Below are 23,036 nucleotides of genomic sequence, written 5' to 3' on the forward strand. Positions count from 1 at the left end.
CACAGATGGCCCGGCGTGCTACCACACACGATCCGTTGCCACACCGACCTGAGCCTCACGAAGCTTTCGAAGGAGTCCGCATGAGGGGAATTGAGACGATCACGTCCCGTACGCCGGTCTAGGAAGCGTCGCACCGGTGCGGGCTTGGGAGCAAGCCGAAGAGGGACACAGCTGACTCAACCCCAACCCCGTTGACAAGGTAAATCTGGCCAGATAGTGAAAACAGCAGGTCAGGGCGGTGCAGAGTTGCAGCGTGAGCTAGCCAGCGGGGCACAGAACCTAGGGGGCGGGATGCCACTGAATCAACTCCCCATCGTCCCCAACTCATGAGGCAGGATTACTGATCACACCAACGGGCGTCTACCACCGCCCCTCGGTGACGAAGGAGTCCGCATCCTGTCGACGCCGCGAAGCAGTCGGTCCTCGATACGACCCTTGAGGGGGATTTGCCAATGAGCCGCTCTCGTCATGCTGCCCATCCCGCCACGCCGCCCGCACCTCACCGCCTGCGCGGTACGGAGGCGGTGGTGGTGATTGTTATCGTCCTCACCACGGCTGCCCTGTACGCCTCCCACGGCCCGGAAGGGCAGTCCCTGGACCTCACCACGGTCCTCCAGCTCGTAGCCGGGGCAGTAGTCATCAGCGTGGGCGCCATCGCCACGCTCCGCTTCACTCGCCGCGTCCACCTGAGCGCTCTCCACCTGGTTTGAGGGGAGGCAGCGATGGGACGTCCCGAGAAGCCGTTGCCGGATAGCAGCGCCAACCCTGGCCACCTCATGCTTGCTGCGCACCTGCGCCGATGGCGTACGGAGGCGGGGCTCACCTATAACCAGCTCGCGGATAGGTGCACCGAGTTGCGCTCTGCCGACTTCTCCGCTTCCACCTTGCGCCGTGCGGCGTCGGGTGAGGCTATACCGCGGTTGCCCGTTGTGGAGGCGTACGCCGAGGCGTGTGGGGCCAGCGCAAGTGTGGCTCGCAAATATTGGCGCGACGCCCGCGCACTGGAGCGCCCCAATCCCCATCGGGGCGGGAAGACTGTGCCGAAGGCGCATTTGGTGGGCAACTCCGCCGACCTCCTCGCCGGGCTCCGCCATCTCTACTATCGCGCGGGCTCCATGCCCCTGGCGGAGATGGAGGTGCGGGCGGGACTCAACCGTCTGCCGCACAGCACTCTGCACCGCATGCTCCACGGCGCCACCATGCTCACCATCGATCAGCTCCGCTCCTTCCTTGAGGTCTGTGAGGTCCCCGAGGCGGAGGAAAAGGCGTGGGTGGGGGCGTGGCGCCGGGTGTGGCACCGAGAACAGCGTCATCACCTGGTGATGAACAGGTGGGCTCGGCAGGATCGAGAGCTGGTTCCCTGGAATGAGTTGGGCGAGGCGACCACGGATGCGGCCGAGAAGGTCCGCCGCCGCTACCGCCAGGACTTCGTGGAGTACGAAGAGGATCTGAGGAGGATGCCCCTTTGGGGCAAGACCAATACCTTCGGGCAGTTCAGTCTCGATGTCCTCCCCGCCCTGTCCTTGCGTGCTCCGGAGCCGGAGCCGCGACCTTTCCTGGGCAAAAGGCGGAAAGCGGGAAAGTCGAAGCCGCGCCGCCGTGCAGCGCGTCGTTGACAAGCAGTTTCGGATAGCCATCCAGTTGTCGCCCTGAGAGGTGCTCACCGAGGAGCCCGCTTGTGGGATATTGACAGGGGCGCCCGATGCCTCTCGGTATCAGCATCGGCCGCCCCGCCAGCGCAGGTAGATGAGCGCCAGCAGCTCCGATGAGGCGTGCTCCGGTGGGTAGCCGTCATGGAGGCGCCGGGCCTCTCCGGCATCGTCTGTCCTTGGTCCGGCTTAGCATCAACGCGAAGAACCAGTCGGTCCTGGGCGAAGCCGGGCGAAGGGACTCGGTTCCGGGAGGGATGCGGTTCATGCGGACAGCGAAGCGCGGCGCGCTCGGCGGGGCGAGCAACGAAGCGGGCGCCAGCCACCGGGCCGGAGTAGCGGCTCTGCTTGCCGCCTATGGGCTGCTGGGGGAGCCGGTCCCGTGGTTGCGCTCCGATGCGCCTCCGGTTCTGCTGCGGATGGAGGCCGACTTCCACGTCGACGACGTCGTGGTCGACTTCCACGATGGCACGCGCGCGTTCATACAGGCGAAACTCAAAGCCGAGCGCAAGGCGTTCCAGGACACGGTTGACCAGTGGTGCCGTGCTGTCGCCTCCGGCGAGTGCAAGCCGGGTGACGAGTTGCTTCTCGTCGTCGCCCGGAGCAGGGCGACCTATCAGAGCCTGGCTGATGCCCTGGTGTCCCGACGCCACGGAGCCTCCCCGGCCTCTACCGCAGACCTTGAGGAGCTGCAGGGACTGGCCGCCGGGCACGGTCTCGACGCCTCGGGTACACAACGCCTTCTGGATGCAGCCGCGATTCTCGTCGTGGATGCCCGGGACAACGGCCCTGGCGAGGCGCTCGGCTCCGCGTGTCTGAACGCGGCCGTCGTTTCCGCGGGACACGGGCAGGCTGCCTTCCGCGCCCTGCGTGCCGCAGCCCGCACCCAGGCCGAGCAGCGTTCCTCCTCCGATCAGGGAATCTGGCGGAGTTGGCTCACAGACGCCCACCTGCCGCTCACCGCCGATGCCTCCGGTTCTGCCGCGGCCCGGCTGGAAGCCCGCGAGCAGGCCATCAAGCGCTACCGCGCACAATGGGCGCAGATGCAGGACGTCCTGCCTCTCGCCGACCTCGGGCTGGGACTCACGTCGATGACCGTGCCGGGCATGACGAAAAACCTTCGCGCAACATCGCCCGGTCGCGAGAACAAGGATGACAGGCTTATCGACGCGGTACGCCGCCAGGGGCGGCTGTTTCTGGTGGGTCGCCCGGGTGCGGGAAAGACCGTGGCGTCCCGTCTGATCGCAGCGCGCTGGGCCGCGAACGACCGTGCCCCCGTCCCAGTATGGCTGCGCCTCCGCGACCTCATCCCGCGCCTGCCCGCCACCGGCCCCTACAGGCTGGAGGTTCGTGACCTCATCAGCGCCGCGCTCGGCGACGCCCAGCCTCTGCTGACCGAAGCGCTGCTTGCCCGCGTCGAACAGGGCCAGGCCCTCCTGGTCCTGGATGCGCTCGACGAGACCCTGGGGCACCGGGATCCGGTCGTGGAGGCCGTCGCCGACCTCATCGGTCGGCTACCTGCGGACCTGGACGTCCTGGTCACGTCCCGGCACTCCTGCCTCGACTCTGCCGGGCTGCTACGGCTGCCCGTATACCGGCTGCAGGACCCCTGGCATCTGGCCGACACCCTCGACCGGCTCCTGGCCGCCGTGGCCGAGCAGCTGGGTGATGAAGCAGTGGACGCCGGGTGGAAGGCGGAGCGCAGAGCGCGTATTGCACACTCCCGGCACGCCGAACCCGACCTGTGGCGAATTCCGCTGATGGCCACACTGATGGTGTTGCTCATCGCCCAGCGACCGGTGCGAGCTGTCCCCTCGGGACGCGCCGGCCTGCTGCAGGAGGTGATCGACAGCAGCGTCCGCCAGTGGGAGATGCGCCGAACCACCCTGACCGTGCCGGACACCGCCCCCGAACTGACCGCCGATGTTCTCCTCGACTGCTTTGACGACATCGCCCGGCTGGTGGCCGCCCACGGCAGCACCCCATGGCAACACGCCCATAGCGCGGTCAGCGACCGGCTCCAGCATCACTGGGGCAAGGCAGCAGGTACAGCCGCTGCCGCCGCACGGCCCATCCTGGAGCACTGGGATGCCACCGCCGGCGTATTCATCTCCGACGTTCCCCAGGGCATCCTTACGGCCCGCACCCGCCTGTTCGCCGAGATCGGGGAGGCACGCTGGGCCGTGCGGAACGCAGCAGCCCTGAGCCAGTGGGTGGATCAGGCTGCCGTCGAACGGCCGGAGTCCGCGCGGCTGGCCGCGAGCCTGTCCTCGCTGGCCGCCGATGCCCTCATCACCCTTGCTCTCGACCAGGGCGGCGAAATGCTCGATCTGGTCCACGCCGCGATCAAGGACGGAGCCGTCTTCCCGGAGGCGGCCCTGCACACCTACCGACAGGCCCAGCTGGACCGCCTGACCACCTTCCCCGACCGCTATCCGCCAGCTTCCTCTGAGCACGTCATCGATCTGAGCGAGGGCAAATCCCCGCGTGCCGAGTTCATCATCCGTCTGGCCAGCGAGGACCTCGACACCTCACAGAGGGAACAGCTGTCCGCTGCTGCGGCCGCGCTGAGTCCCCGGCTGGAAGCCGTCGTCACGGCTCTGTGCCTAGAGCAGCAGGCCCACCGCAACGGCAGAGAACTCACAGACGATGAACTCGACGTTCTCCAGACTGCCCTGGAATGTCTCGGCGACGATGACGCCGAGGAGGATCCGGGGCGCGTCCACGGCTCCGACGAGCTCATACGCGCCGCTGTCACCTATCTGGTACCTCGACGGCCGGAGACCGTCTCGTCCGTCGCGGACATCGCCACCAACATCACCCTGGACACACTGGAGTGGCTGGAGGTGGAGCTTCCAAGACTGGGCCACACGGTCACTCTTAAGGCCATCCGACAGCTCGGCAGCTCGGATACACTCACGTGGCTGGCCAAGTCGGCTTTTGACATGACAGCGCTCTTCGATTTTCTGACCAGCCTCGACGAAAAACCCGTCACGCTCGCGCCGGCACAGGCCTGGCACCTCGACGAGGCAGCCGCGTTCATCGGCGTCCTCGGAATGAGAACCGTCGGGGCATTGAAAATCTCGGCGGCAGCGGTACGACACCAGCCGGAACTGACCCGACGCCTTCTCCGCCTCACCATCAAAGCCTGCGGCTACGAGAGCACCCTCATCAGCGCCCAACTGCGCAGCCTCAACGAGGAGAACACAGAGAAGACCGACTGGAGCCTCCTCTACCAACCCAGCACCCGCGCACCCGCATCCGCACACGCCGCCGTAGCCATCGATGACGACTTGCTCCTCCAGACCCTGCGGCACGGCAACACCTGGCTCGTCACTCTCGCCTTGACACTGGCTGAGACCGCCCAACTTCCCAGCTGCCTAGGCACACACCTGGTGACGGGACTGCCCGCCCTCAGCCCGCGCATCCGTTTGCGCACAGCCCAGTTCCTCGCCCGCCACTGGCCCGATCTTTCTCTCCCCGACGACGACGCCCTCGTCCGCGCCGGAGCAGCACACGCTCGCGCCGCAACCCTCGCCGACAGCCTGCGACACCGTGACGCTCACCCGCTGCTCTGCGACCCCGATCTCCTCGTCCGTGAACAGACCGCCCGCGGCCTCACCGACATTCCCACGCCCGAACTGCCCGTGCTCAAGGAAGCTCTAAACGTTCCCGCTCAGCAGTGGACTTGCCTGAACTGCGGAACAGTGGTTCCAGCAGAGGTGAGGGATTGCGAGTGCAGCCATACCCGGCCTCGCGTTGAGATCTCAGAATGACGTCAGATCACCGCCGGGCGTGATCGTCAGCCGAAACGCACGAGCCGGCAAACTGCGACGACCGCGGCAGAGCAGAGGTCTGACCACCTCGCCTTGCGAGTCACGATGCCGACAGGACCAGTCTTCGGCACGAACCCTCACGGTCTTGGCCTCCGGGGTCAGCCACCCGTGCAGCGCTTCCAGCAGCTCACGCTGGGAGGACGCCCGGGTGTCGTACGACCACAGCGCCTGCGCAGCCGCCTTGCCGAACGCCACCGGATCGTGCGTGACCGGGGGAACAGGCAAAACCGACCGCCCGGTACTCACGACCGCGGCAGGGGTCTGCGGACCGTCTATGGACGGTGACGTTGCGGTCGGCGTGGTGGGCGTTCCCGCCGAGGGCGTCGTGGCGGGGGAGTCCCTGATGTCACGGGTGAGATAGGCGGCGCGGCCCGCTAGGGCCACGAGCACCACCAGAACAGCGGTGCCCAGCAGCGCTCAGCGGCGGACGCGCGATGCGTCGCTGGGGTTCGAGGGGCGCATCGTCATCAGCGGACCTGCGAACCCAGCGTGCTGAAGAACGCGACCACACCGTTCGCCGCGCCGAGCAGCAGAGCCGCGCCCGCGCTCACGAGCACGCCCTTCTTCCCGTTGGCCTCGGCCTGGTGGCCGCCGGAGTGATGCCCCCAGGCCCACACGCCCGCACTGACGGCGAGCGCGCCCACCACCGCGACGATGCCGAAGAGGTTGATACTGCCCATGACCTGCTTGAGGACGGACAGACCCGGCAGACCGCCCTCGTTGGGCTTGATCCCGGGGTCGTACGCGAGCTGGATGGCCTGGTCAGCCAGATACATGTGTGATCTCCAGTGTGATGATGGGCGCGCCGACGAACGGCGCGAGGAAGGAGAGGCGAAAGGGCGTAGTGCGTCCAGTGGCGCCGTCCAGGAGCTGCGGCCCGTCTCCAGCGCGCAGATCACCGAGTACGGCCAGCCGGGCACGGGAATGTGCTGATCCTTGCCTCGCCCGTAGGTGTGGCACAGGATCCGCTGCGGTGAGGTGTGGGTGCTGGGCCGCAGCCAGCAGGTCAGGTCGGCGGCCAGGACCAGCCGGCCGTCCGCCGCCCGCGGCAGAGGCATCGCGGCCACGGCCCCCGTCGCAGTCGGGCCACATCGACCCGGCCCGCGGACAGGGCATCGTAGTGCGCGCCGTGCCCGCGACGGTGTTCACCGACCAGTGACAGTTCCACCAACGACCGCACCGGACCATCCGCGCACAACACGGCGTCCGCGAGTTCGAACAGTGCGTCCGCACGCCGGGTCAGACAGGAGTAGAACTCACCCCGGAAGCGTGACAGTCCCGCGAACGGATCCTGCCGGACAGCGTGATGCGACAGACTCATCCCCACGGCCTTCGCGCTGAGCTTGTGCTTTCCTTGGTCGGATCACATGCTCGGCCGAAGGCCGCCCGCACGTACGGCGGTTACTAATCCGAGTGATCAAGTACGACGGGTCGTTCGGACTCCGAGACCAAAAATCAGGGAAGGAGCAGAATGACCGGTCCCGACAGCGAGTGGCAGCTCCTGCACGGCGGTACTCGCGTCGGCACGATCACCGTCGATGAGGCAGGCATGCCTTGGCAGCGTGGACGCTTCTTCCCTGAGCCTGCCTTCAGCCAGTTCAGGCCCTGGTTCGACGAGCTCAACGCCATCCTCGAGGCTGAAGAGTTCGAACGGCTCGACGACGCATACGATCGCATCGAAAGTGCCCTAACCCTGGTGTCGCCGACAGGGCCTGTTGGCAACTTCCTCCTCCACATCGACCAGGACCGTGCCTCTTTCCGCTGGGACGCGGAACCGCCAACAGGTTAAAGATCAAGTTAGGGAGCGTATTTGGTCGTGATCAAGGGGTGGTCTTGGTGAGCTCCTTGATCCAGATCATCGAGGCGCGGAGGTGGAGGCTGGCAACGTAGCTCTCGGGTGTCTTGTCGAACCGGGTGGCGATGCCCCGCCAGGCCCCGTACCCGCTCCCGCCATACACGACCAACCAACTGAAGTGCTCCAGCTGTGGAATGATCGTGAGGAAGGATCCGGTCTCCAGATCTCCCGACCGACTCCGAGGCCGTACTCAGCGGACGGATGACACATCCTTCAGATGGCGAGCAGGATGCCGGCGTCCATCAGGCGCCAGCGAGAGGAGGGATTGCACGTGGCCGATTCCGACAATTGGTGCGACGCCCTGTACTTTCCGTACGGCCGACGCAAGTTGGGAGGGGTGCGCTGCCGCCTGGAGCCAGAGCACAGCGGAGATCATTGGTGCGAGGCCGAGGACGAAATGGACTCATAGCCCCGAGTCCACGCCGATCTAAACTCCAACCCCACCAAGCCGGGCGGCCACGTCGAAGGTGAGTTGTCTGACTTAGGATGCCGCCGAATCCAACATATCGGGAGACAAGGATGGACCGGGCAGAACTAAAAGCCGAAGTCGACGAGCTCATGCGCCAATATCAGGACGGTGAAATTGACGGCGAGACCTACTATCAGGCAATGATGGAGTTGACTACCTCCGCACAGGAATGACGTCCAGGCCTCACTCGGCATGACGGGCCCCGCTAGTAGTTCCACATGGTTCGTGACATTTGCAGCCACGCAAGACTCAACAGGGGAAGAGATCAGCCCGTACGCCGAGCCGGTCTACGAACTGCCCATCCTGTGCGCACGTCGTGGATATGGGTCTGGGACCCGCACCAAGAGGCGGTGATTCTGGGACCCGCACCAAGAGGCGGTGATGCAGTACCACCCGGCGCCCTGTGCCGAAGAGCGCTCCTTGACGTTTCCGAACCGGCAGCACAACGCCGTTGCTCATGGGGCTTCGCACGCGAATCTGGTCGGGCGCGAAGCTCTGCGCACCACTGGAACTGAGACCGGGCGGTCTGACGAGGGAGCCGCCAGTGCATCGGTCTCCGGTGCCCCGAACGCGGCTGGAGCCTCGCGCACGCCTCTTGCCGACGCGGTGCAGTTTGAGGAACACCAGAGCGGAACGGGCGATCGCAACTCGTGATGCGCAGATCTCGCTACGGACGTACGTGGTTCCGTTCCGCCGCCGAGACGGTTCTCAGGGCCCGCCCCGGGCGGCCCTGAGACGACCCGTGCCCAGCGTGGATGAAGAGTTCAGCGGGGACAACCCCAGGGACTTTTCAGGGACTTTCACGTCTGTCCCAGGGCGTTTCCAGGGATTTTCCGCCGTGTAAGCAGGAAAGGCCCCGACAGCGCTGAAAGATAGAAACGCGCTGGTCAGGGCCTATACCTCAGCACTCGATGATGTTCACCGCCAGCCCGCCCCGCGCCGTCTCCTTGTACTTGACCGACATGTCCGCGCCGGTGTCCTTCATGGTCTTGATGACCTTGTCGAGGGAGACCTTGTGGGAGCCGTCGCCGCGCAGGGCCATGCGGGCGGCGGTGACGGCCTTGACGGCGGCCATGCCGTTGCGCTCGATGCACGGGATCTGGACCAGGCCGCCGACCGGGTCGCAGGTCAGGCCGAGGTTGTGCTCCATGCCGATCTCGGCGGCGTTCTCCACCTGCTCGGGCGTGCCGCCCATCACCTCGGCGAGCGCGCCCGCCGCCATCGAGCAGGCCGAGCCGACCTCGCCCTGGCAGCCGACCTCGGCGCCGGAGATGGAGGCGTTCTCCTTGAAGAGCATGCCGATCGCGCCGGCCGCCAGCAGGAAGCGGACCACGCCCTCCTCGTCGGCGCCCGGGATGAAGTTCAGGTAGTAGTGCAGGACGGCGGGGATGATGCCGGCCGCGCCGTTGGTGGGGGCGGTGACCACCCGGCCGCCGGCCGCGTTCTCCTCGTTCACCGCCATCGCGTACAGGGTGATCCACTCCATGGCGCGGGCGGCCGGGTCGCCCTCGGCGCGCAGCTGGCGGGCGGTGACGGCCGCGCGGCGGCGCACCTTCAGGCCGCCGGGCAGGATGCCCTCGCGGCTCATGCCGCGCGTCACGCACGCCTGCATCACCCGCCATATCTCCAGCAGACCCGCGCGGATCTCGTCCTCGGTGCGCCAGGCACGCTCGTTCTCCAGCATCAGCGCGGAGATCGACAGACCGGTCTCGCGGGCCAGGCGCAGCAGCTCGTCGCCCGTGCGGAAGGGGTACTTCAGGACCGTGTCGTCCAGCTTGATGCGGTCGGCGCCCACCGCGTCCTCGTCCACGACGAAGCCGCCGCCCACCGAGTAGTACGTCTTGGTGAGCAGCTCGGTGCCCGAGGCGTCGTACGCCCACAGGGTCATGCCGTTGGCGTGGTAGGGGAGGGCCTTGCGGCGGTGCAGGACCATGTCGTCGTCGAAGGAGAACGCGATCTCGTGCTCGCCGAGCACGTTCAGCCGGCCGGACTCCTTGATCCGCGCGACCCGGTCGTCGGCGCTCTCCACGTCCACCGTGCGCGGCGAGTCGCCCTCCAGACCGAGGAGCACCGCCTTGGGGGTGCCGTGGCCGTGGCCGGTGGCGCCGAGGGAGCCGTACAGCTCGGCGCGCAGCGAGGCGACCGGCTCCAGGACCCCCTCGCTCCGCAGCCGGCGGGCGAACATGCGGGCCGCGCGCATCGGGCCGACCGTGTGGGAGCTGGACGGGCCGATGCCGATCGAGAACAGGTCGAAGACCGAGATGGCCACGGGGGGACTCCTCAATGCGGGGGGTGGTGCGAGGGGCGGGACACCGCGCGGTGCCGTGCCGGGGTCGCCGGCCGGTGCGCGGTGCCCCTCGGGGTGTCTTACTTGTCCAGACCCGGGTACAGCGGGTGCTTGTCGGCCAGGGCCTTCACCCGGGCCTTGAGCGCCTCGGCGTCGTAGGACGGCTTCAGCGCCTCGGCGATCACGTCCGCGACCTCGGTGAAGTCCTCGGCCGTGAAGCCGCGGGTCGCCAGGGCCGGGGTGCCGATCCGGAGGCCGGAGGTGACCATCGGCGGCCGCGGGTCGTTCGGGACCGCGTTGCGGTTGACGGTGATCCCGACCTCGTGGAGGCGGTCCTCGGCCTGCTGGCCGTCCAGCTCCGAGTGGCGCAGGTCCACCAGGACCAGGTGCACGTCGGTGCCGCCGGACAGCACGTCCACGCCCACCGCCCTGGCGTCCTCCTGCACCAGGCGCTCGGCCAGGATTCGGGCGCCCTCCAGGGTACGCCGCTGGCGCTCCTTGAAGTCCTCGCCCGCGGCGACCTTGAAGGCGACCGCCTTGGCGGCGATCACATGCTCCAGCGGGCCGCCCTGCTGACCGGGGAAGACCGCGGAGTTGATCTTCTTGGCGAGCTCGGCCGTGGAGAGGATCACACCGCCGCGCGGGCCGCCCAGCGTCTTGTGGGTGGTGGTGGTCACCACATGGGCGTGCGGCACCGGGTTGGGGTGCAGGCCCGCCGCGACCAGACCGGCGAAGTGCGCCATGTCGACCATCAGGTACGCGCCGACCTCGTCCGCGATCCGGCGGAACGCGGCGAAGTCCAGCTGCCGCGGGTACGCCGACCAGCCGGCCACGATCAGCTTCGGCTTGGACTCCTTGGCCAGCTTCTCCACCTCGGCCATGTCGACCTGGCCGTCCTCGCCCACGTGGTAGGCGACGACGTCGTAGAGCTTGCCGGAGAAGTTGATCTTCATTCCGTGGGTCAGGTGCCCGCCGTGCGCGAGGTTCAGACCCATGATCGTGTCGCCCGGCTTGAGCAGCGCGAACATCGCCGCCGCGTTGGCCTGGGCGCCCGAGTGCGGCTGCACGTTGGCGTGCTCGGCGCCGAACAGCGCCTTGACCCGGTCGATCGCGATCTGCTCGACCACGTCGACGTGCTCGCAGCCGCCGTAGTAGCGGCGGCCCGGGTAGCCCTCGGCGTACTTGTTGGTGAGGACCGAGCCCTGCGCCTCCATGACCGCGACCGGAGCGAAGTTCTCCGAGGCGATCATCTCCAGCGTGGACTGCTGGCGGCGCAGCTCGGCGTCGACCGCGGCGGCCACGTCCGGGTCCAGCTCGTGCAGGGGGGTGTCGAGAACGCTCATCGGTGTCCCTCCGCCCCTCAGCCGGCGTTCTGCGCGGTGTACTCGTCGGCGGAGAGCAGGTCCGCCGGCTCCTCCGAGAGGCGGACCTTGAACAGCCAGCCGCCCTCGAAGGGGGCGGAGTTCACCAGCGACGGGTCGTCCACCACGTCCTGGTTGGTCTCGGTGATCTCACCGCTGACCGGGGAGTACAGGTCGGAGACCGACTTGGTCGACTCCAGTTCGCCGCAGGTCTCGCCCGCGGTCACGGTGGTGCCCACCGCCGGGAGGTCGGCGTAGACGACATCGCCGAGCGCGTTGGCCGCGAACTCCGTGATGCCGACCGTCGCGACGCCGTCCTCGGCGGGCGACAGCCACTCGTGCTCCTTGCTGTAGCGCAGCTGCTGGGGGTTGTTCATGCCTGAATTCTCCTGTACGCGGGTCAGTGGTGGTGAATGAGGGAGTGCGCGGGGCATGCGTGAGGCGGGCCGGGTGACCCGGATCACCGTCGGCCGTGGCTCGACGGTGTCACTTCTGCCGCTTGTAGAAGGGCAGCGCCACGACCTCGAACGGCTCGTGGGTGCCCCGGATGTCCACGCCGACCCCGGCCGTGCCCGGCGCGGCGTGCGCGGCGTCGACGTAGGCCATGGCGATCGGCTTGCCCAGGGTGGGGGAGGGGGCGCCGGAGGTGACCTCGCCGATCACCTCGCCGCCGGACACCACGGAGTACCCGGCGCGCGGCACCCGGCGGCCCTCGGCGACCAGGCCGACCAGGACGCGCGGCGGGGCCTGCTCGGCCCGCCCGGCGGCGGCCACCAGCGCCTCGCGGCCGACGAAGTCGCCCTCCTTCTCGAACTTCACCACCCGGCCCAGACCCGCGTCGAACGGGGTCAGGCCGGTGGTCAGCTCGTGCCCGTACAGCGGCATGCCCGCCTCCAGGCGCAGCGTGTCGCGGCAGGACAGACCGCAGGCCACCAGGCCCGCGCCCGCGCCGGCCTTGGTCAGCGCCTGCCACAGCTCCACGGCGTGCTCCGGCTTCACGAACAGCTCGAAGCCGTCCTCGCCGGTGTAGCCGGTGCGCGCGATCAGCGCGGGCACGTCGGCGACCGTGCCGGGCAGGCCCGCGTAGTACTTCAGGCCGTCCAGGTCGGCGTCGGTGAGGGACTTCAGGATGCCGGAGGACTCCGGGCCCTGGATCGCGAGCAGCGCGTAGGCGTCCCGGTCGTCGCGGACCTCGGCCTCGAAGCCCGCCGCCCGCTCGGTGAGCGCGTCCAGCACCACCTGGGCGTTGGAGGCGTTGGCCACCACCATGTACTCGGTGTCGGCGAGCCGGTAGACGATCAGGTCGTCCAGGATGCCGCCGTCCGCGCGGCAGATCATGGTGTAGCGGGCGCGTCCGACGCCGACCGAGGCGATGTTGCCGACCAGCGCGAAGTTCAGCAGGGCGGCGGCCTGGGGGCCGGTCACGGTGATCTCGCCCATGTGGGACAGGTCGAACAGACCGGCCCGGGTGCGCACGGCGACATGCTCGTCGCGCTCGGAGCCGTAGCGCAGCGGCATGTCCCAGCCGGCGAAGTCGGTCATCGTGGCACCGAGCGAGCGGTGCACCGCGTCGAGGGCGGTGTGACGGAGCGGACGGGACACGGAACTGCTCATCGGTCGGTCTCCCAGGCATGGCGGGCGAGGACGGGGCGTGTCCTCCCCATCTGTCATCGGAACCTGAGAGGTTCGCCATGACCGCCGCAGGACGGACGGACACGGCTTGCACCTTGGGTGGGGCCGCCGCGGCAGGGCGGGCGGCCCGCTTTTCAGATGTGCCTCGCCCGCGCGGTAACGGTGCCTGAGAGATTCAAGGGAGGGACTTGCTCCTTCGGCGCCCCGGGCAGACACGCTGCCGGGGACTCTCCCGCGCGGATTCAAACGGCCGGTATGCAGTTGGCGCGCACATCATTGCATGCCGGGACACCTCGCGGCAGGCCGGATCTGTAACCGTGCTGTGGCAGAACGCGCACGGAAACGGCAGACACCGTCCATTACCTTCTCTTTACACTCAAGGGGAAGGTGAACCGTCACCGCCCCGGGGAGGACGATGACGGTGAACAGGACCGCGCCGGCGTACGCGACCACCCGGGCCCCCGCCCTGCCGGGACAGCCGGGGGCCCCGGCCCGCGAGCGGTGCGACGGGCCCCCGGCCCCCTTGGTCCGCGACCTGCGCGAGCGTGCCGGCCGCGCCCCGCGCGCCCTGCTCTTCGGACCGCGCGACGTGGTCGTGGTCACCGGACTGCCCGGCGGCGGCAAGTCCACGCTGATGCGCCGCGCCGCGCACGGCCCCCGGATCGACTCGCAGGACACCCGCGACCGCTGGGACGCCCGCCTGGCGCACCGCCTGCCCTACGCGCTCTACCGGCCGCTGGTCCGCCTCGCCCACTACGCCGCGCTGCGCCGCGCCCTGCGCGGCGGCGAGGGGGTCGTGGTCCACGACTGCGGTACCCAGCGCTGGGTGCGCGGCTGGCTGGCCCGCGCCGCCCGCCGCCGCGGCGGCGCCCTCCACCTGGTCCTGCTGGACGTCGCCCCCGATGCGGCGCTCGCCGGCCAGCGCGAGCGCGGCCGCCGGGTCTCGCGCTACGCCTTCGGCCGCCACCGCAGGTCCGTCGCCCGGCTGCTGGCCGCGGTGGAGCGCGGCGAACTGCCCGGGGGCTGCGACTCGGCGGTGCTGCTGGACCGCGCGGCGGCGGCCGGGCTGCGCCGGATCGCCTTCACCGGCCGGCCCGGCCCCGGCACCCGATAACCTTCCGGTCACACCAGTGGTTTCCGGCAGGCGGTAGACAGATGGACTTCCCGGCGGACTTCTCCGCGGACATTCCGGGGAACTTCCCGGCACAGGCGCACCCCCACCCGCACGGCGGGTGGCCCGGCAACGAGCTGGAGGAGGTGCTCTCCGCGGCCCTCGGCATCCCGACGGCCGGCGGCCGCGTCATCGAGGTGCTCGGCCGCAGCTTCCTCTGGGTGCCGCTGCCGAACGGCGGCGGCCCGGACAGCGGCCCGCTCGACCTGCCCACCCTGGAGATCGACGGCCAGGCGTACGTACCGGTCTTCAGCTCCGAGGAGCAGTTCCGCCGGGTCGTCGGAGCGCACATGGCGTACACCGTCGCGCCCGCCGTGGAGTTCGCCCGCGGGCTGCCCGCGCAGGTCGGCATCGCGCTCAACCCGGACGGCGTGGCCGGAATGCCGCTGCCGCCGCCCGCCGTGGCCGAACTGTGCCGGGCCGGCCGCACCGCGCTGGACGGCCCCGCCGCCGGCGGCCGGGTCCGGCTCTACGAACCCGACTGGCAGGACGACCCGGTGGACTTCCTGTCCGCCGCCTCCGCCGAGTTCGACGCCACCGGCGTGGTGCGCACCGCCCGCCGCTGCCTGGCCGCCGTCGAGACCGCCGACCCGGTCCTGTTCGTCGGCGTCGAGCTGGCCTCGGCGGACGACGAGGCGCGGGCCCGCCCGCTCGACGCCCTGGGCCGCGCCCTGGCGGCGGCGCCCCCGGCCTGGCCGGTCAACCTGATCCTCCTGGACGTCACGGACGACCCGGTGGCCGTATGGCTGCGGGAGAAGGTCAGGCCCTTCTACGGGCACGGGCACTGAGGTCTGCGGGCACGGACACTGAGGTCTACGGGCACGGGCACTGAGGTCTGCGGGCCCGGACACCGAGGTCTGCGGGCACGGGCGCCGAGGCGGCAGGGGGGCGCGCGGACGCCGGCGGCACGGACCGGCGCCGCCCGCGCGCGTGACCGCGGCACGGACCGGGCCGGCGGGCGGCTTTAAGCTGGACGCACAGCCCGGTCGAGGGCAACACGGAGGGGCGGTAAATGGTGAGCGCCAGCGACACCGCGGCCGGGCATGTCGAGCAGATGCTCCGCCAGGTGACACCCGGGCGGTACGACGCCTACGAAGCGCTGCTGCGCACCCTCGCGACCCCGTCCACCGGCCAGGTCTGGATGCTGCTCTGGCACGGCCAGGCCGGCGCCCCCGACGCCCAGTACGGCCACATGGAGGTCGGCGGCCACGGCTACGCGCCCTGCGTCACCTCCGCCCAGGAGCTGTCGGCCAGCGGCTGGATGCGCTCCTACGAGGTGGTGGACGGGCTGGACGTCGCCCGCACCCTCTACCCCGACCACTTCGGCCTCTGGCTCAATCCGCACGCCCCGGGCGGCGGCGTCGGCATCCCCTGGCTGGATCTGCGCCGGATCGCCTCCGGCCTGGACCGCCAGCCCGCCGGACCGCTCAGACTGTCCGAACCGGCCCTGGAGATCCCGCAGTTCTACGCGCTGCTCACCCAGGCCGCCCACCACACGCCCGCGCTGCGCTCGCTGCGCCGCACCTGGGTGCAGCCCGCCGTCGGGTCCCCGTATCTGGCCATCGGCCTGGACGTCTACGACACCTCGCCGGCCGCCGTCGACTCGGTGCGCTCGATGATGCAGCAGTCCATGGCGGCCGTCCCGGACGGGCTGCCGGTCTCGACCGTGGTGATGTCCGACGAGTACGACCCGGTGGTGATGTGGCTGCGCGCCAACGCGCGGCCCTTCTACGACCGCGAGGCGCACGGCGGCGCCGGGCAGGCCGCCGCCGGCGGCTACGGTTACCCGCCGGCCGGCGGACACTGATCCGGAACGGCGGCCGGAACCGCGGCTGGGACCGTCACCGGCGGCCCGCCGGGCCCGGCCGCCGCGACCGGAACCGGAACCGGACACCACAACCGGAACCACGCGTACCGCCCCGGTCGGCCGGCACGCCCTGTGATCCTCTTCGCGCGTAGATGAGGTCGGAAGGTCCGGTTCTGCGGAGGAAAACCCCAACTGGCCCGCGTCCGCCCCCCGTTACCCAACGTCCGGATAACGGAACCCCTCTACCCGCATCACGTTTGCGCATCCTTTCACCGTCAAGTCTGGCAACAGATCGCCCGCCCGTTGAAGACTCCCGCAACAAGGGGCGTTCGCCTCTGTGTACGACGGACTGACGATGCCGCCACAGCGGCAAGTGCGGGCCGGCTACCGCCGGTTGAGAGGGGTCCCTGCCTAATGACGGCACCATTGCACGAGCCGACCGCCGAAGCGGCCCCGAGCGCGGCCGACGAGGCGGCGGTGGCCGCCCCGGGCGCCAAGGCCGTCCAGGGCCGGTCCCTGGGGCGGATCGCCTGGGAGCGCCTGAAGCGGGACAAGCTCGCCCTGACGGGCGGCGTCGTCGTGCTCCTGCTCATCGTGGTCGCGGTGCTCGCACCCGCGCTCGCCAAGCTGATCGGACAGGACCCGGACCTCTACCACGAGGACCTGATCGACCCGCTGTTCGGCACGCCCACGGGCTCCCTCGGCGGCATCAGCGGCGACCATCTGCTGGGTGTCGAGCCGGTCAACGGCCGCGACATCTTCGCCCGCATCCTCTACGGCGCGCAGATCTCGCTCCTGGTCGGCTTCCTGTCGGCGCTGGTCGCCGTCGTGCTCGGCACGGTCCTCGGCATCCTGGCCGGCTTCTTCGGCGGCTGGGTGGACGCGGTCGTCAGCCGGGTCATGGACGGCCTGCTGGCCTTCCCGCAGCTGCTCTTCATCATCGCGCTGGTCTCGGTCATGCCGAACGACATGCTGGGGCTGACCGGTTCGAGTGTGCGCGTGTTCGTGATGGTGCTGGTCATCGGCTTCTTCGGCTGGCCCTACATCGGCCGGGTGGTGCGCGGCCAGACACTCTCGCTCCGGGAGCGCGAGTACGTCGAGGCGGCGCGCTCGCTGGGTGCCGGACGGTTCTACATCCTGTTCAAGGAGCTGCTGCCCAACCTCGTCGCCCCCATCATCGTGTACACGACGATGATGATCCCGACGAACATCCTCACCGAGGCGGCCCTCAGCTTCCTGGGCGTGGGCGTCAAGCCTCCGACGGCCTCCTGGGGACAGATGCTGTCGAGCGCGATCGACTACTACGACTCGGACCCCATGTACATGGTGATCCCCGGCGTGGCGATCTTCATCACCGTCCTCGCCTTCAACCTCTTCGGCGACGGCGTGCGGGACGCGCTGGATCCCAAGGGCTCCCGCTGAACCGCCGTATCCAAGCGACCCGTGGCGCATGCACGGGGTCTCTCATCAATTCCGGAGGAACCGAGATCGTGACTACCCAACGCACCTCAGGGCGGCGCAAGAAGGCACTGGCCGCTGCGGCCGTGGTCGCAGGACTGCTGACCACGGCGGCGTGCGGCGGCGGCGACGACGGCGGCTCGAAGAGCGGCGCCGCCGGCTTTGACGCGGCGAACAACAAGGTCGTCAACGCGTCGAAGGTCAAGAAGGGCGGCGAGCTGAAGTTCGCCGGCACCCAGGACGCCGACTCGTGGGACACCACACGCGGTTACTACGGCTTCATGTGGGACTTCTCGCGCTACTACAGCCGCCAGCTGCTGACCTACTCGACCGCCCCGGGCGCCGACGGCGCCAAGCTCACCCCGGACCTCGCCACGGACACCGGCAAGGTCACCGACGGCGGCAAGACCTACACGTTCACGCTGCGCGACGGGTCCACCTGGGAGGACGGCAAGCCGATCACCTCCAAGGACATCAAGTACGGCATCGAGCGCGTCTGGGCGCAGGACGTCCTGTCCGGCGGTCCGATCTACCTCCAGCAGGCGCTGGACCCGAAGAAGACCTACCCGGGCCCGTACAAGGACAAGGCCGCCGACCACCTGGGCCTGAAGGCGATCGACACGCCGGACGACAAGACGATCGTCTTCCACCTGCCCACGGCGAACTCCGACTTCGTCCAGATGCTGGCGCTGACCTCGGCCTCCCCGGTCCGCCAGGACAAGGACACCAAGTCGAAGTACGGCCTGCACCCGTTCTCCTCCGGCCCGTACAAGTTCGAGTCCTACGACCCGGGCAAGAGCCTCGTGCTGGTGCGCAACACCAACTGGAAGGCGTCCTCGGACCCGGTCCGCAAGGCGTACCCGGACAAGGTGTCGATCAAGCTCTTCACCAACGCCAACGACCTGGACCAGCGCCTGATCAACGGCGACTACGACCTGGACCTGAGCCAGACGGGTCTGTCGCCGCAGGGCCGCCAGATCGCCCTGAAGCAGCACAAGGGCAACCTGGACAACCCGGTCTCCGGCTTCATCCGCTACGCGGTCTTCCCACAGAGCGTCAAGCCGTTCGACAACGAGCACTGCCGCAAGGCCGTGATCTACGGCGCCGACCACGTCTCGCTCCAGACCGCCCGCGGCGGCCCGGTGGCCGGCGGTGACATCGGCACCAACATGCTCCCGCCGTCCGTCGCCGGTGGCGAGGGCCAGAAGTACGACCCGTACGAGCTGGCCGGGGCCGGCAAGAACGGCAACATCGCCAAGGCCAAGGAAGAGCTGAAGGCCTGCAACCAGCCGAACGGCTTCAAGACCACCATCGCGGTCCGCAACAACAAGCCGGTCGAGGTGGCCACCGCCCAGTCGCTCCAGGCGTCGCTGAAGAAGGTCGGCATCAACGCCGAGATCTACCAGTACGACGGCTCGCAGACCGCCGGCATCATCGGCAGCCCCTCCAACGTGGAGAAGAAGGGCTTCGGCATCATCATCATGGGCTGGGGCCCGGACTTCCCGACGGTCCAGGGCTACGGCGTGCCGCTGTGGGACAGCCGCTACATCCTCCAGAGCGGCAACAACAACTACGCCCTGATCAAGGACAAGACGATCGACGGCCTCTTCGACCAGTACGGCACCACGCTGGACGAGGCGAAGAAGGCGGAGACCGCCACCCAGATCAACCACAAGGTCATGGAGGGCGGCTACTACCTGCCCTTCGTCTTCGAGAAGCTCCTGAACTGGCGCTCCTCGCGACTGGCGAACGTGTACACGACGAACGCGTACAGCGGGTACTACGACTTCGTCAACCTCGGCCTGTCCTCCTCGAAGTAGACCCGGCACACCCGCCGTACCGCACGAAAGGCAGGTGAAGGCCGGCGCGGCGTGACCGCGGGCTCCGGAAGACCTCCGGGCCCGCGGTCCGCGGCGGGCCGTAAGCTGTGCTCGCTTACCTCATCAGGCGGCTGTTCGCCGCCGCAGTGATGCTGGTGGTCATCATCGTGGTGGTCTTCAGCATCTTCTTCCTCGTCCCCAAGTGGGCGGGCGTCGACATCGCCCTGAGCTTCGTGGGCAAACAGGCCGACCCGGCCGCCGTCGAGGGTGTCCGGCAGAAGCTCGACCTGGGTGCCCCGGTCTACACCCAGGTCTGGCACTTCTTCCAGGGGATCTTCGCGGGCCGCACCTATGTGGGCGGCGGCGACGTCACCCACTGCGCCGCCCCGTGCTTCGGCTACTCCTTCAAGAGCGAGCAGGCCATCTGGCCGGTGCTCACCGACCGCTTCCCGGTGACCCTGGGGCTCGCGCTCGGCGCCGCGGTGCTGTGGCTGGTCTTCGGTGTCGCCGCCGGTGTGCTCTCCGCCCTCAAGCGGGGCAGCATCTGGGACCGCGGCGCGATGGTGGTCGCCCTGAGCGGCGTCTCGCTGCCGATCTACTTCACCGGTCTGCTCTCCCTGGCCGTCTTCAGCTACGGCCTCGGCTGGATCGACGGCCAGTACGTGCCCATCGGCGACAGCTTCACCGGCTGGCTCGGCGGCATGATCCTGCCCTGGATCACCCTGGCCTTCCTCTACGCGGCCATGTACGCGCGCATCACCCGGGCCACGATGCTGGAGATCCTCGGCGAGGACTACATCCGCACCGCCCGCGCCAAGGGCCTGCGCGAGCAGACCGTCATCGGCAAGCACGCCATGCGCTCGACGCTGACCCCGATCCTGACCATGCTCGGCATGGACCTCGGCGCCCTGATCGGCGGCGCGATCCTGACCGAGACCACGTTCAGCCTGCCCGGCCTCGGCCAGGCGGTGCTCAACGGCATCAAGAACCAGGACCTGCCCATCATCCTGGGCGTCACCCTGATCACCTCCCTCGCGGTGCTCGTAGCCAACCTCGTGGTGGACGTCCTGTACGCCGTGATCGACCCCCGAGTGAGGCTGGCATGACCGAACTCAGCAAGACCGGCGCGGCGGTGGGCGAGCCCACCGCGGCCTCGGCCGCCCCGACCGCCTTCCTCGAGGTGCGCGACCTCAAGGTGCACTTCCCCACCGACGACGGCCTGGTCAAGTCCGTCGACGGGCTCAGCTTCCAGCTGGAGAAGGGCAAGACCCTCGGCATCGTGGGCGAGTCCGGCTCCGGCAAGTCGGTGACCTCGCTGGGCATCATGGGCCTGCACACCGCCGGCCAGTACGGCAAGCGCAAGGCGCGGATCTCGGGCGAGATCTGGCTGGACGGCACGGAACTGCTCTCCGCCGACCCCGACCACGTGCGCAAGCTGCGCGGCCGCGAGATGGCGATGATCTTCCAGGACCCGCTGTCCGCGCTGCACCCGTACTTCACGATCGGCCAGCAGATCGTGGAGGCGTACCGCATCCACCACGACGTCGACAAGAAGACCGCCCGCAGGCGAGCGGTCGAGATGCTCGACCGGGTGGGCATCCCGCAGCCGGACAAGCGGGTGGACAGCTACCCGCACGAGTTCTCCGGCGGGATGCGCCAGCGCGCGATGATCGCGATGTCGCTGGTGAACAACCCCGAGCTGCTCATCGCGGACGAGCCGACCACCGCCCTGGACGTCACCGTGCAGGCGCAGATCCTCGACCTCATCCGGGACCTGCAGAAGGAGTTCGGCTCCGCGGTCATCGTCATCACCCACGACCTGGGCGTCGTCGCCGAACTCGCCGACGACATCCTGGTGATGTACGGCGGCCGGTGCGTGGAGCGCGGCCCGGCCGAGGAGGTCTTCTACGAGCCCCGCCACCCCTACACCTGGGGACTGCTCGGCTCGATGCCGCGTCTGGACCGCGAGCAGCAGGAACGGCTCATCCCCGTCAAGGGGTCCCCGCCCTCCCTGATCAACGTCCCCTCCGGCTGTGCCTTCAACCCGCGCTGCCCGTACGCCGACGTCCCCAAGGACAATGTGACCCGCACGGTGCGCCCCGAGCTGACCGAGGTCGGCGGCAAGCACTGGGCCGCCTGCCACATGTCGCAGGAGCAGCGGCAGCGGATCTGGACCGAAGAGATTGCGCCGAAGCTGTGAGCGAGAACGCCGAGAACGCCAAGAACGCCAAGGGCACCGCGGTGGCCACCGAGAAGACCGCCCCCGGTGAGGTCCTGCTGCGGGTGAGCGGGCTGCAGAAGCACTTCCCCATCAGGAAGGGCCTGCTCCAGCGCGAGGTCGGGGCGGTGCGCGCCGTGGACGGCATCGACTTCGAGGTGCGCTCCGGCGAGACCCTCGGCGTCGTGGGCGAGTCCGGCTGCGGCAAGTCGACGATGGGCCGGCTGATCACGCGGCTGCTCGAACCCACCGCGGGCCGCGTCGAGTTCGAGGGCAAGGACATCACCCACCTCGGGGTCGGCGGGATGCGCCCGCTGCGCCGCGATGTGCAGATGATCTTCCAGGACCCGTACTCGTCGCTGAACCCCCGGCACACCATCGGCAGCATCGTCGGCGCCCCCTTCCGGCTCCAGGGCGTCGAGCCCGAGGGCGGCGTCAAGAAGGAGGTGCAGCGGCTGCTGTCGGTGGTCGGGCTCAGCCCCGAGCACTACAACCGCTACCCGCACGAGTTCTCCGGCGGCCAGCGCCAGCGCATCGGCATCGCCCGCGCGCTCGCGCTCAAGCCGAAGCTGGTGGTGGCCGACGAGCCGGTCTCCGCGCTGGACGTGTCGATCCAGGCGCAGGTCGTCAACCTGCTGGACGACCTCCAGCAGGAGCTGGGCCTGACGTACGTGATCATCGCGCACGACCTGTCGGTGGTCCGCCACGTGTCGGACCGGATCGCGGTGATGTACCTGGGCAAGGTCGTCGAGCTGGCCGACCGGGACTCGCTGTACCGGGCGCCGATGCACCCGTACACCAAGGCGCTGATGTCGGCGGTGCCGATCCCGGACCCGCGCCGCAAGAACGCCAAGAGCGAGCGCATCCTGCTCCAGGGCGACGTGCCCTCGCCGATCTCCCCGCCGAGCGGCTGCCGGTTCCACACCCGCTGCTGGAAGGCGACGGAGATCTGCCGGACCACCGAGCCCGCGCTGGTGGAGCTGAAGCCCGGTCAGCGGGTGGCCTGCCACCACCCGGAGAACTTCGAGGACCAGGCACCGCAGGACACCGTGCTGCTGTCGGCCGCGAAGGAGGCGGCCGAGCTGGTGTCCGAGGAGGCGCTGGCCAAGTCCGCCGAGACCTCGGCGGCGGTGGCGGCGGAGGTCGCGGAGCCCACGAAGCCGACCGAGCCCGCGAAGCCGACCGCACCCGCCGAGTCCGCCGGACCCGCCGAGGCGGATGAAGCGGCCGAGCCCGCGAAGTCCGCCAAGACGGCGGAAGCCGCCGAGTCCGCCGAGACGCCGGAGGCTGCCGCCTCCGTCGCCTCCGACGAGCCCGCTGCCTCGCAGGACACCGGTGCCGAGGGCCGCAAGCCGGCCGGTGAGGGAGGCGTGACGCCCGAGGCGTGACGCCCGAGGCGTGACGACTTGGCAAAGTCATGCTCATGACCGAACGGGAGAGCGCAGAGTCGTCCCAGTCCGTGTGATCAACCGG

19 protein-coding genes, 1 pseudogene and 2 riboswitches are annotated in these 23,036 nt (G+C 69.2%); of the genes and pseudogenes, 13 read left to right on the forward strand and 7 right to left on the reverse strand.

Features of this window, described 5'->3' with window-relative positions:
* Positions 1 to 527 precede the first annotated feature (527 nt).
* The 3 genes from R4Z62_RS23690 (at position 528) to R4Z62_RS23700 (ending at position 5,425) form a co-directional block, all read left to right on the forward strand.
* A complete protein-coding gene (locus R4Z62_RS23690; RefSeq protein ID WP_491520839.1) occupies positions 528 to 710 on the forward strand; it encodes a hypothetical protein in 183 nt (60 codons plus the stop codon).
* A 12-nt stretch (positions 711 to 722) separates the two neighbouring features.
* Entirely contained in the window at positions 723 to 1,616 is an 894-nt protein-coding gene (locus R4Z62_RS23695) for a helix-turn-helix domain-containing protein (RefSeq protein ID WP_491520840.1), read from the forward strand.
* A 299-nt stretch (positions 1,617 to 1,915) separates the two neighbouring features.
* Positions 1,916 to 5,425, forward strand: a complete 3,510-nt coding sequence (locus R4Z62_RS23700; protein ID WP_491520841.1) for an NACHT domain-containing protein — start codon at positions 1,916 to 1,918, stop codon at positions 5,423 to 5,425.
* Here R4Z62_RS23700 and R4Z62_RS23705 read toward each other — a convergent pair.
* From R4Z62_RS23705 to R4Z62_RS23715, 3 genes and pseudogenes are all read right to left on the reverse strand, one after another.
* Positions 5,417 to 5,680: a hypothetical protein gene (locus tag R4Z62_RS23705; RefSeq protein WP_491520842.1), complete on the reverse strand. Its 264-nt coding sequence runs from the start codon at positions 5,678 to 5,680 to the stop codon at positions 5,417 to 5,419. The genes R4Z62_RS23700 and R4Z62_RS23705 overlap by 9 nt on opposite strands.
* A gap of 272 nt (positions 5,681 to 5,952) precedes the next feature.
* Positions 5,953 to 6,261 (reverse strand): DUF6112 family protein, encoded by a 309-nt coding sequence (locus R4Z62_RS23710; protein WP_491521919.1) that lies wholly within the window; start codon positions 6,259 to 6,261, stop codon positions 5,953 to 5,955.
* A 63-nt stretch (positions 6,262 to 6,324) separates the two neighbouring features.
* A pseudogene (locus tag R4Z62_RS23715) lies at positions 6,325 to 6,806 on the reverse strand (transposase); the annotation flags it as partial.
* Positions 6,807 to 6,956: 150 nt separating this feature from the next.
* Between R4Z62_RS23715 and R4Z62_RS23720 the strand changes: the two are divergent.
* Together R4Z62_RS23720 and R4Z62_RS23725 are read left to right on the forward strand one after the other, a co-directional pair.
* On the forward strand, positions 6,957 to 7,274 hold the full coding sequence (locus R4Z62_RS23720; protein ID WP_491520843.1) for a hypothetical protein: 318 nt from the start codon (positions 6,957 to 6,959) through the stop codon (positions 7,272 to 7,274).
* 585 nt (positions 7,275 to 7,859) lie between these two features.
* Positions 7,860 to 7,982, forward strand: coding sequence for a hypothetical protein (locus tag R4Z62_RS23725; RefSeq protein WP_491520844.1), 123 nt, complete (start codon positions 7,860 to 7,862; stop codon positions 7,980 to 7,982).
* 728 nt (positions 7,983 to 8,710) lie between these two features.
* Here R4Z62_RS23725 and R4Z62_RS23730 read toward each other — a convergent pair.
* The 4 genes from R4Z62_RS23730 to gcvT form a co-directional block, all read right to left on the reverse strand.
* The gene (locus R4Z62_RS23730) at positions 8,711 to 10,078 is read right to left on the reverse strand and encodes an L-serine ammonia-lyase (RefSeq protein WP_385499473.1); all 1,368 of its coding nucleotides are present in this window, start codon (positions 10,076 to 10,078) and stop codon (positions 8,711 to 8,713) included.
* Positions 10,079 to 10,176: 98 nt separating this feature from the next.
* The gene (glyA, locus tag R4Z62_RS23735) at positions 10,177 to 11,439 is read right to left on the reverse strand and encodes a serine hydroxymethyltransferase (protein ID WP_381742757.1); all 1,263 of its coding nucleotides are present in this window, start codon (positions 11,437 to 11,439) and stop codon (positions 10,177 to 10,179) included.
* 17 nt (positions 11,440 to 11,456) lie between these two features.
* Positions 11,457 to 11,834 carry a glycine cleavage system protein GcvH gene (gene gcvH, locus R4Z62_RS23740; RefSeq protein ID WP_064535362.1) on the reverse strand — a complete coding sequence of 126 codons (378 nt, stop codon included), beginning with the start codon at positions 11,832 to 11,834 and terminating at the stop codon, positions 11,457 to 11,459.
* A gap of 109 nt (positions 11,835 to 11,943) precedes the next feature.
* Positions 11,944 to 13,071: a glycine cleavage system aminomethyltransferase GcvT gene (gcvT, locus tag R4Z62_RS23745; RefSeq protein ID WP_355479584.1), complete on the reverse strand. Its 1,128-nt coding sequence runs from the start codon at positions 13,069 to 13,071 to the stop codon at positions 11,944 to 11,946.
* Positions 13,072 to 13,111: 40 nt separating this feature from the next.
* Positions 13,112 to 13,233: riboswitch (glycine riboswitch) on the reverse strand.
* Positions 13,234 to 13,334: riboswitch (glycine riboswitch) on the reverse strand. It lies immediately after the preceding riboswitch.
* Between the two features lie 170 nt (positions 13,335 to 13,504).
* Here gcvT and R4Z62_RS23750 point away from each other — a divergent pair.
* The 8 genes from R4Z62_RS23750 (at position 13,505) to R4Z62_RS23785 (ending at position 22,951) form a co-directional block, all read left to right on the forward strand.
* Positions 13,505 to 14,203, forward strand: a complete 699-nt coding sequence (locus R4Z62_RS23750) for an AAA family ATPase (RefSeq protein ID WP_385499467.1) — start codon at positions 13,505 to 13,507, stop codon at positions 14,201 to 14,203.
* Between the two features lie 41 nt (positions 14,204 to 14,244).
* Positions 14,245 to 15,048 carry an enhanced serine sensitivity protein SseB gene (locus R4Z62_RS23755; protein ID WP_382847326.1) on the forward strand — a complete coding sequence of 268 codons (804 nt, stop codon included), beginning with the start codon at positions 14,245 to 14,247 and terminating at the stop codon, positions 15,046 to 15,048.
* A gap of 227 nt (positions 15,049 to 15,275) precedes the next feature.
* Positions 15,276 to 16,067, forward strand: a complete 792-nt coding sequence (locus tag R4Z62_RS23760) for an enhanced serine sensitivity protein SseB C-terminal domain-containing protein (RefSeq protein WP_491521920.1) — start codon at positions 15,276 to 15,278, stop codon at positions 16,065 to 16,067.
* A 414-nt stretch (positions 16,068 to 16,481) separates the two neighbouring features.
* On the forward strand, positions 16,482 to 17,489 hold the full coding sequence (locus R4Z62_RS23765) for an ABC transporter permease (RefSeq protein ID WP_064535366.1): 1,008 nt from the start codon (positions 16,482 to 16,484) through the stop codon (positions 17,487 to 17,489).
* 68 nt (positions 17,490 to 17,557) lie between these two features.
* Complete coding sequence (locus R4Z62_RS23770; protein ID WP_382847328.1) at positions 17,558 to 19,345, forward strand: ABC transporter substrate-binding protein; 1,788 nt, start codon at positions 17,558 to 17,560, stop codon at positions 19,343 to 19,345.
* 107 nt (positions 19,346 to 19,452) lie between these two features.
* Positions 19,453 to 20,451, forward strand: a complete 999-nt coding sequence (locus R4Z62_RS23775) for an ABC transporter permease (protein ID WP_064535368.1) — start codon at positions 19,453 to 19,455, stop codon at positions 20,449 to 20,451.
* Positions 20,448 to 21,545 (forward strand): ABC transporter ATP-binding protein, encoded by a 1,098-nt coding sequence (locus R4Z62_RS23780; RefSeq protein WP_064535369.1) that lies wholly within the window; start codon positions 20,448 to 20,450, stop codon positions 21,543 to 21,545. The genes R4Z62_RS23775 and R4Z62_RS23780 overlap by 4 nt, the downstream gene beginning before the upstream one ends.
* A complete protein-coding gene (locus R4Z62_RS23785; RefSeq protein WP_491520845.1) occupies positions 21,542 to 22,951 on the forward strand; it encodes an ABC transporter ATP-binding protein in 1,410 nt (469 codons plus the stop codon). Before R4Z62_RS23780 ends, R4Z62_RS23785 begins: the two co-directional genes overlap by 4 nt.
* The last annotated feature ends 85 nt before the right edge of the window (positions 22,952 to 23,036 follow it).

This window comes from Streptomyces sp. PL-25 (assembly GCF_058344915.1).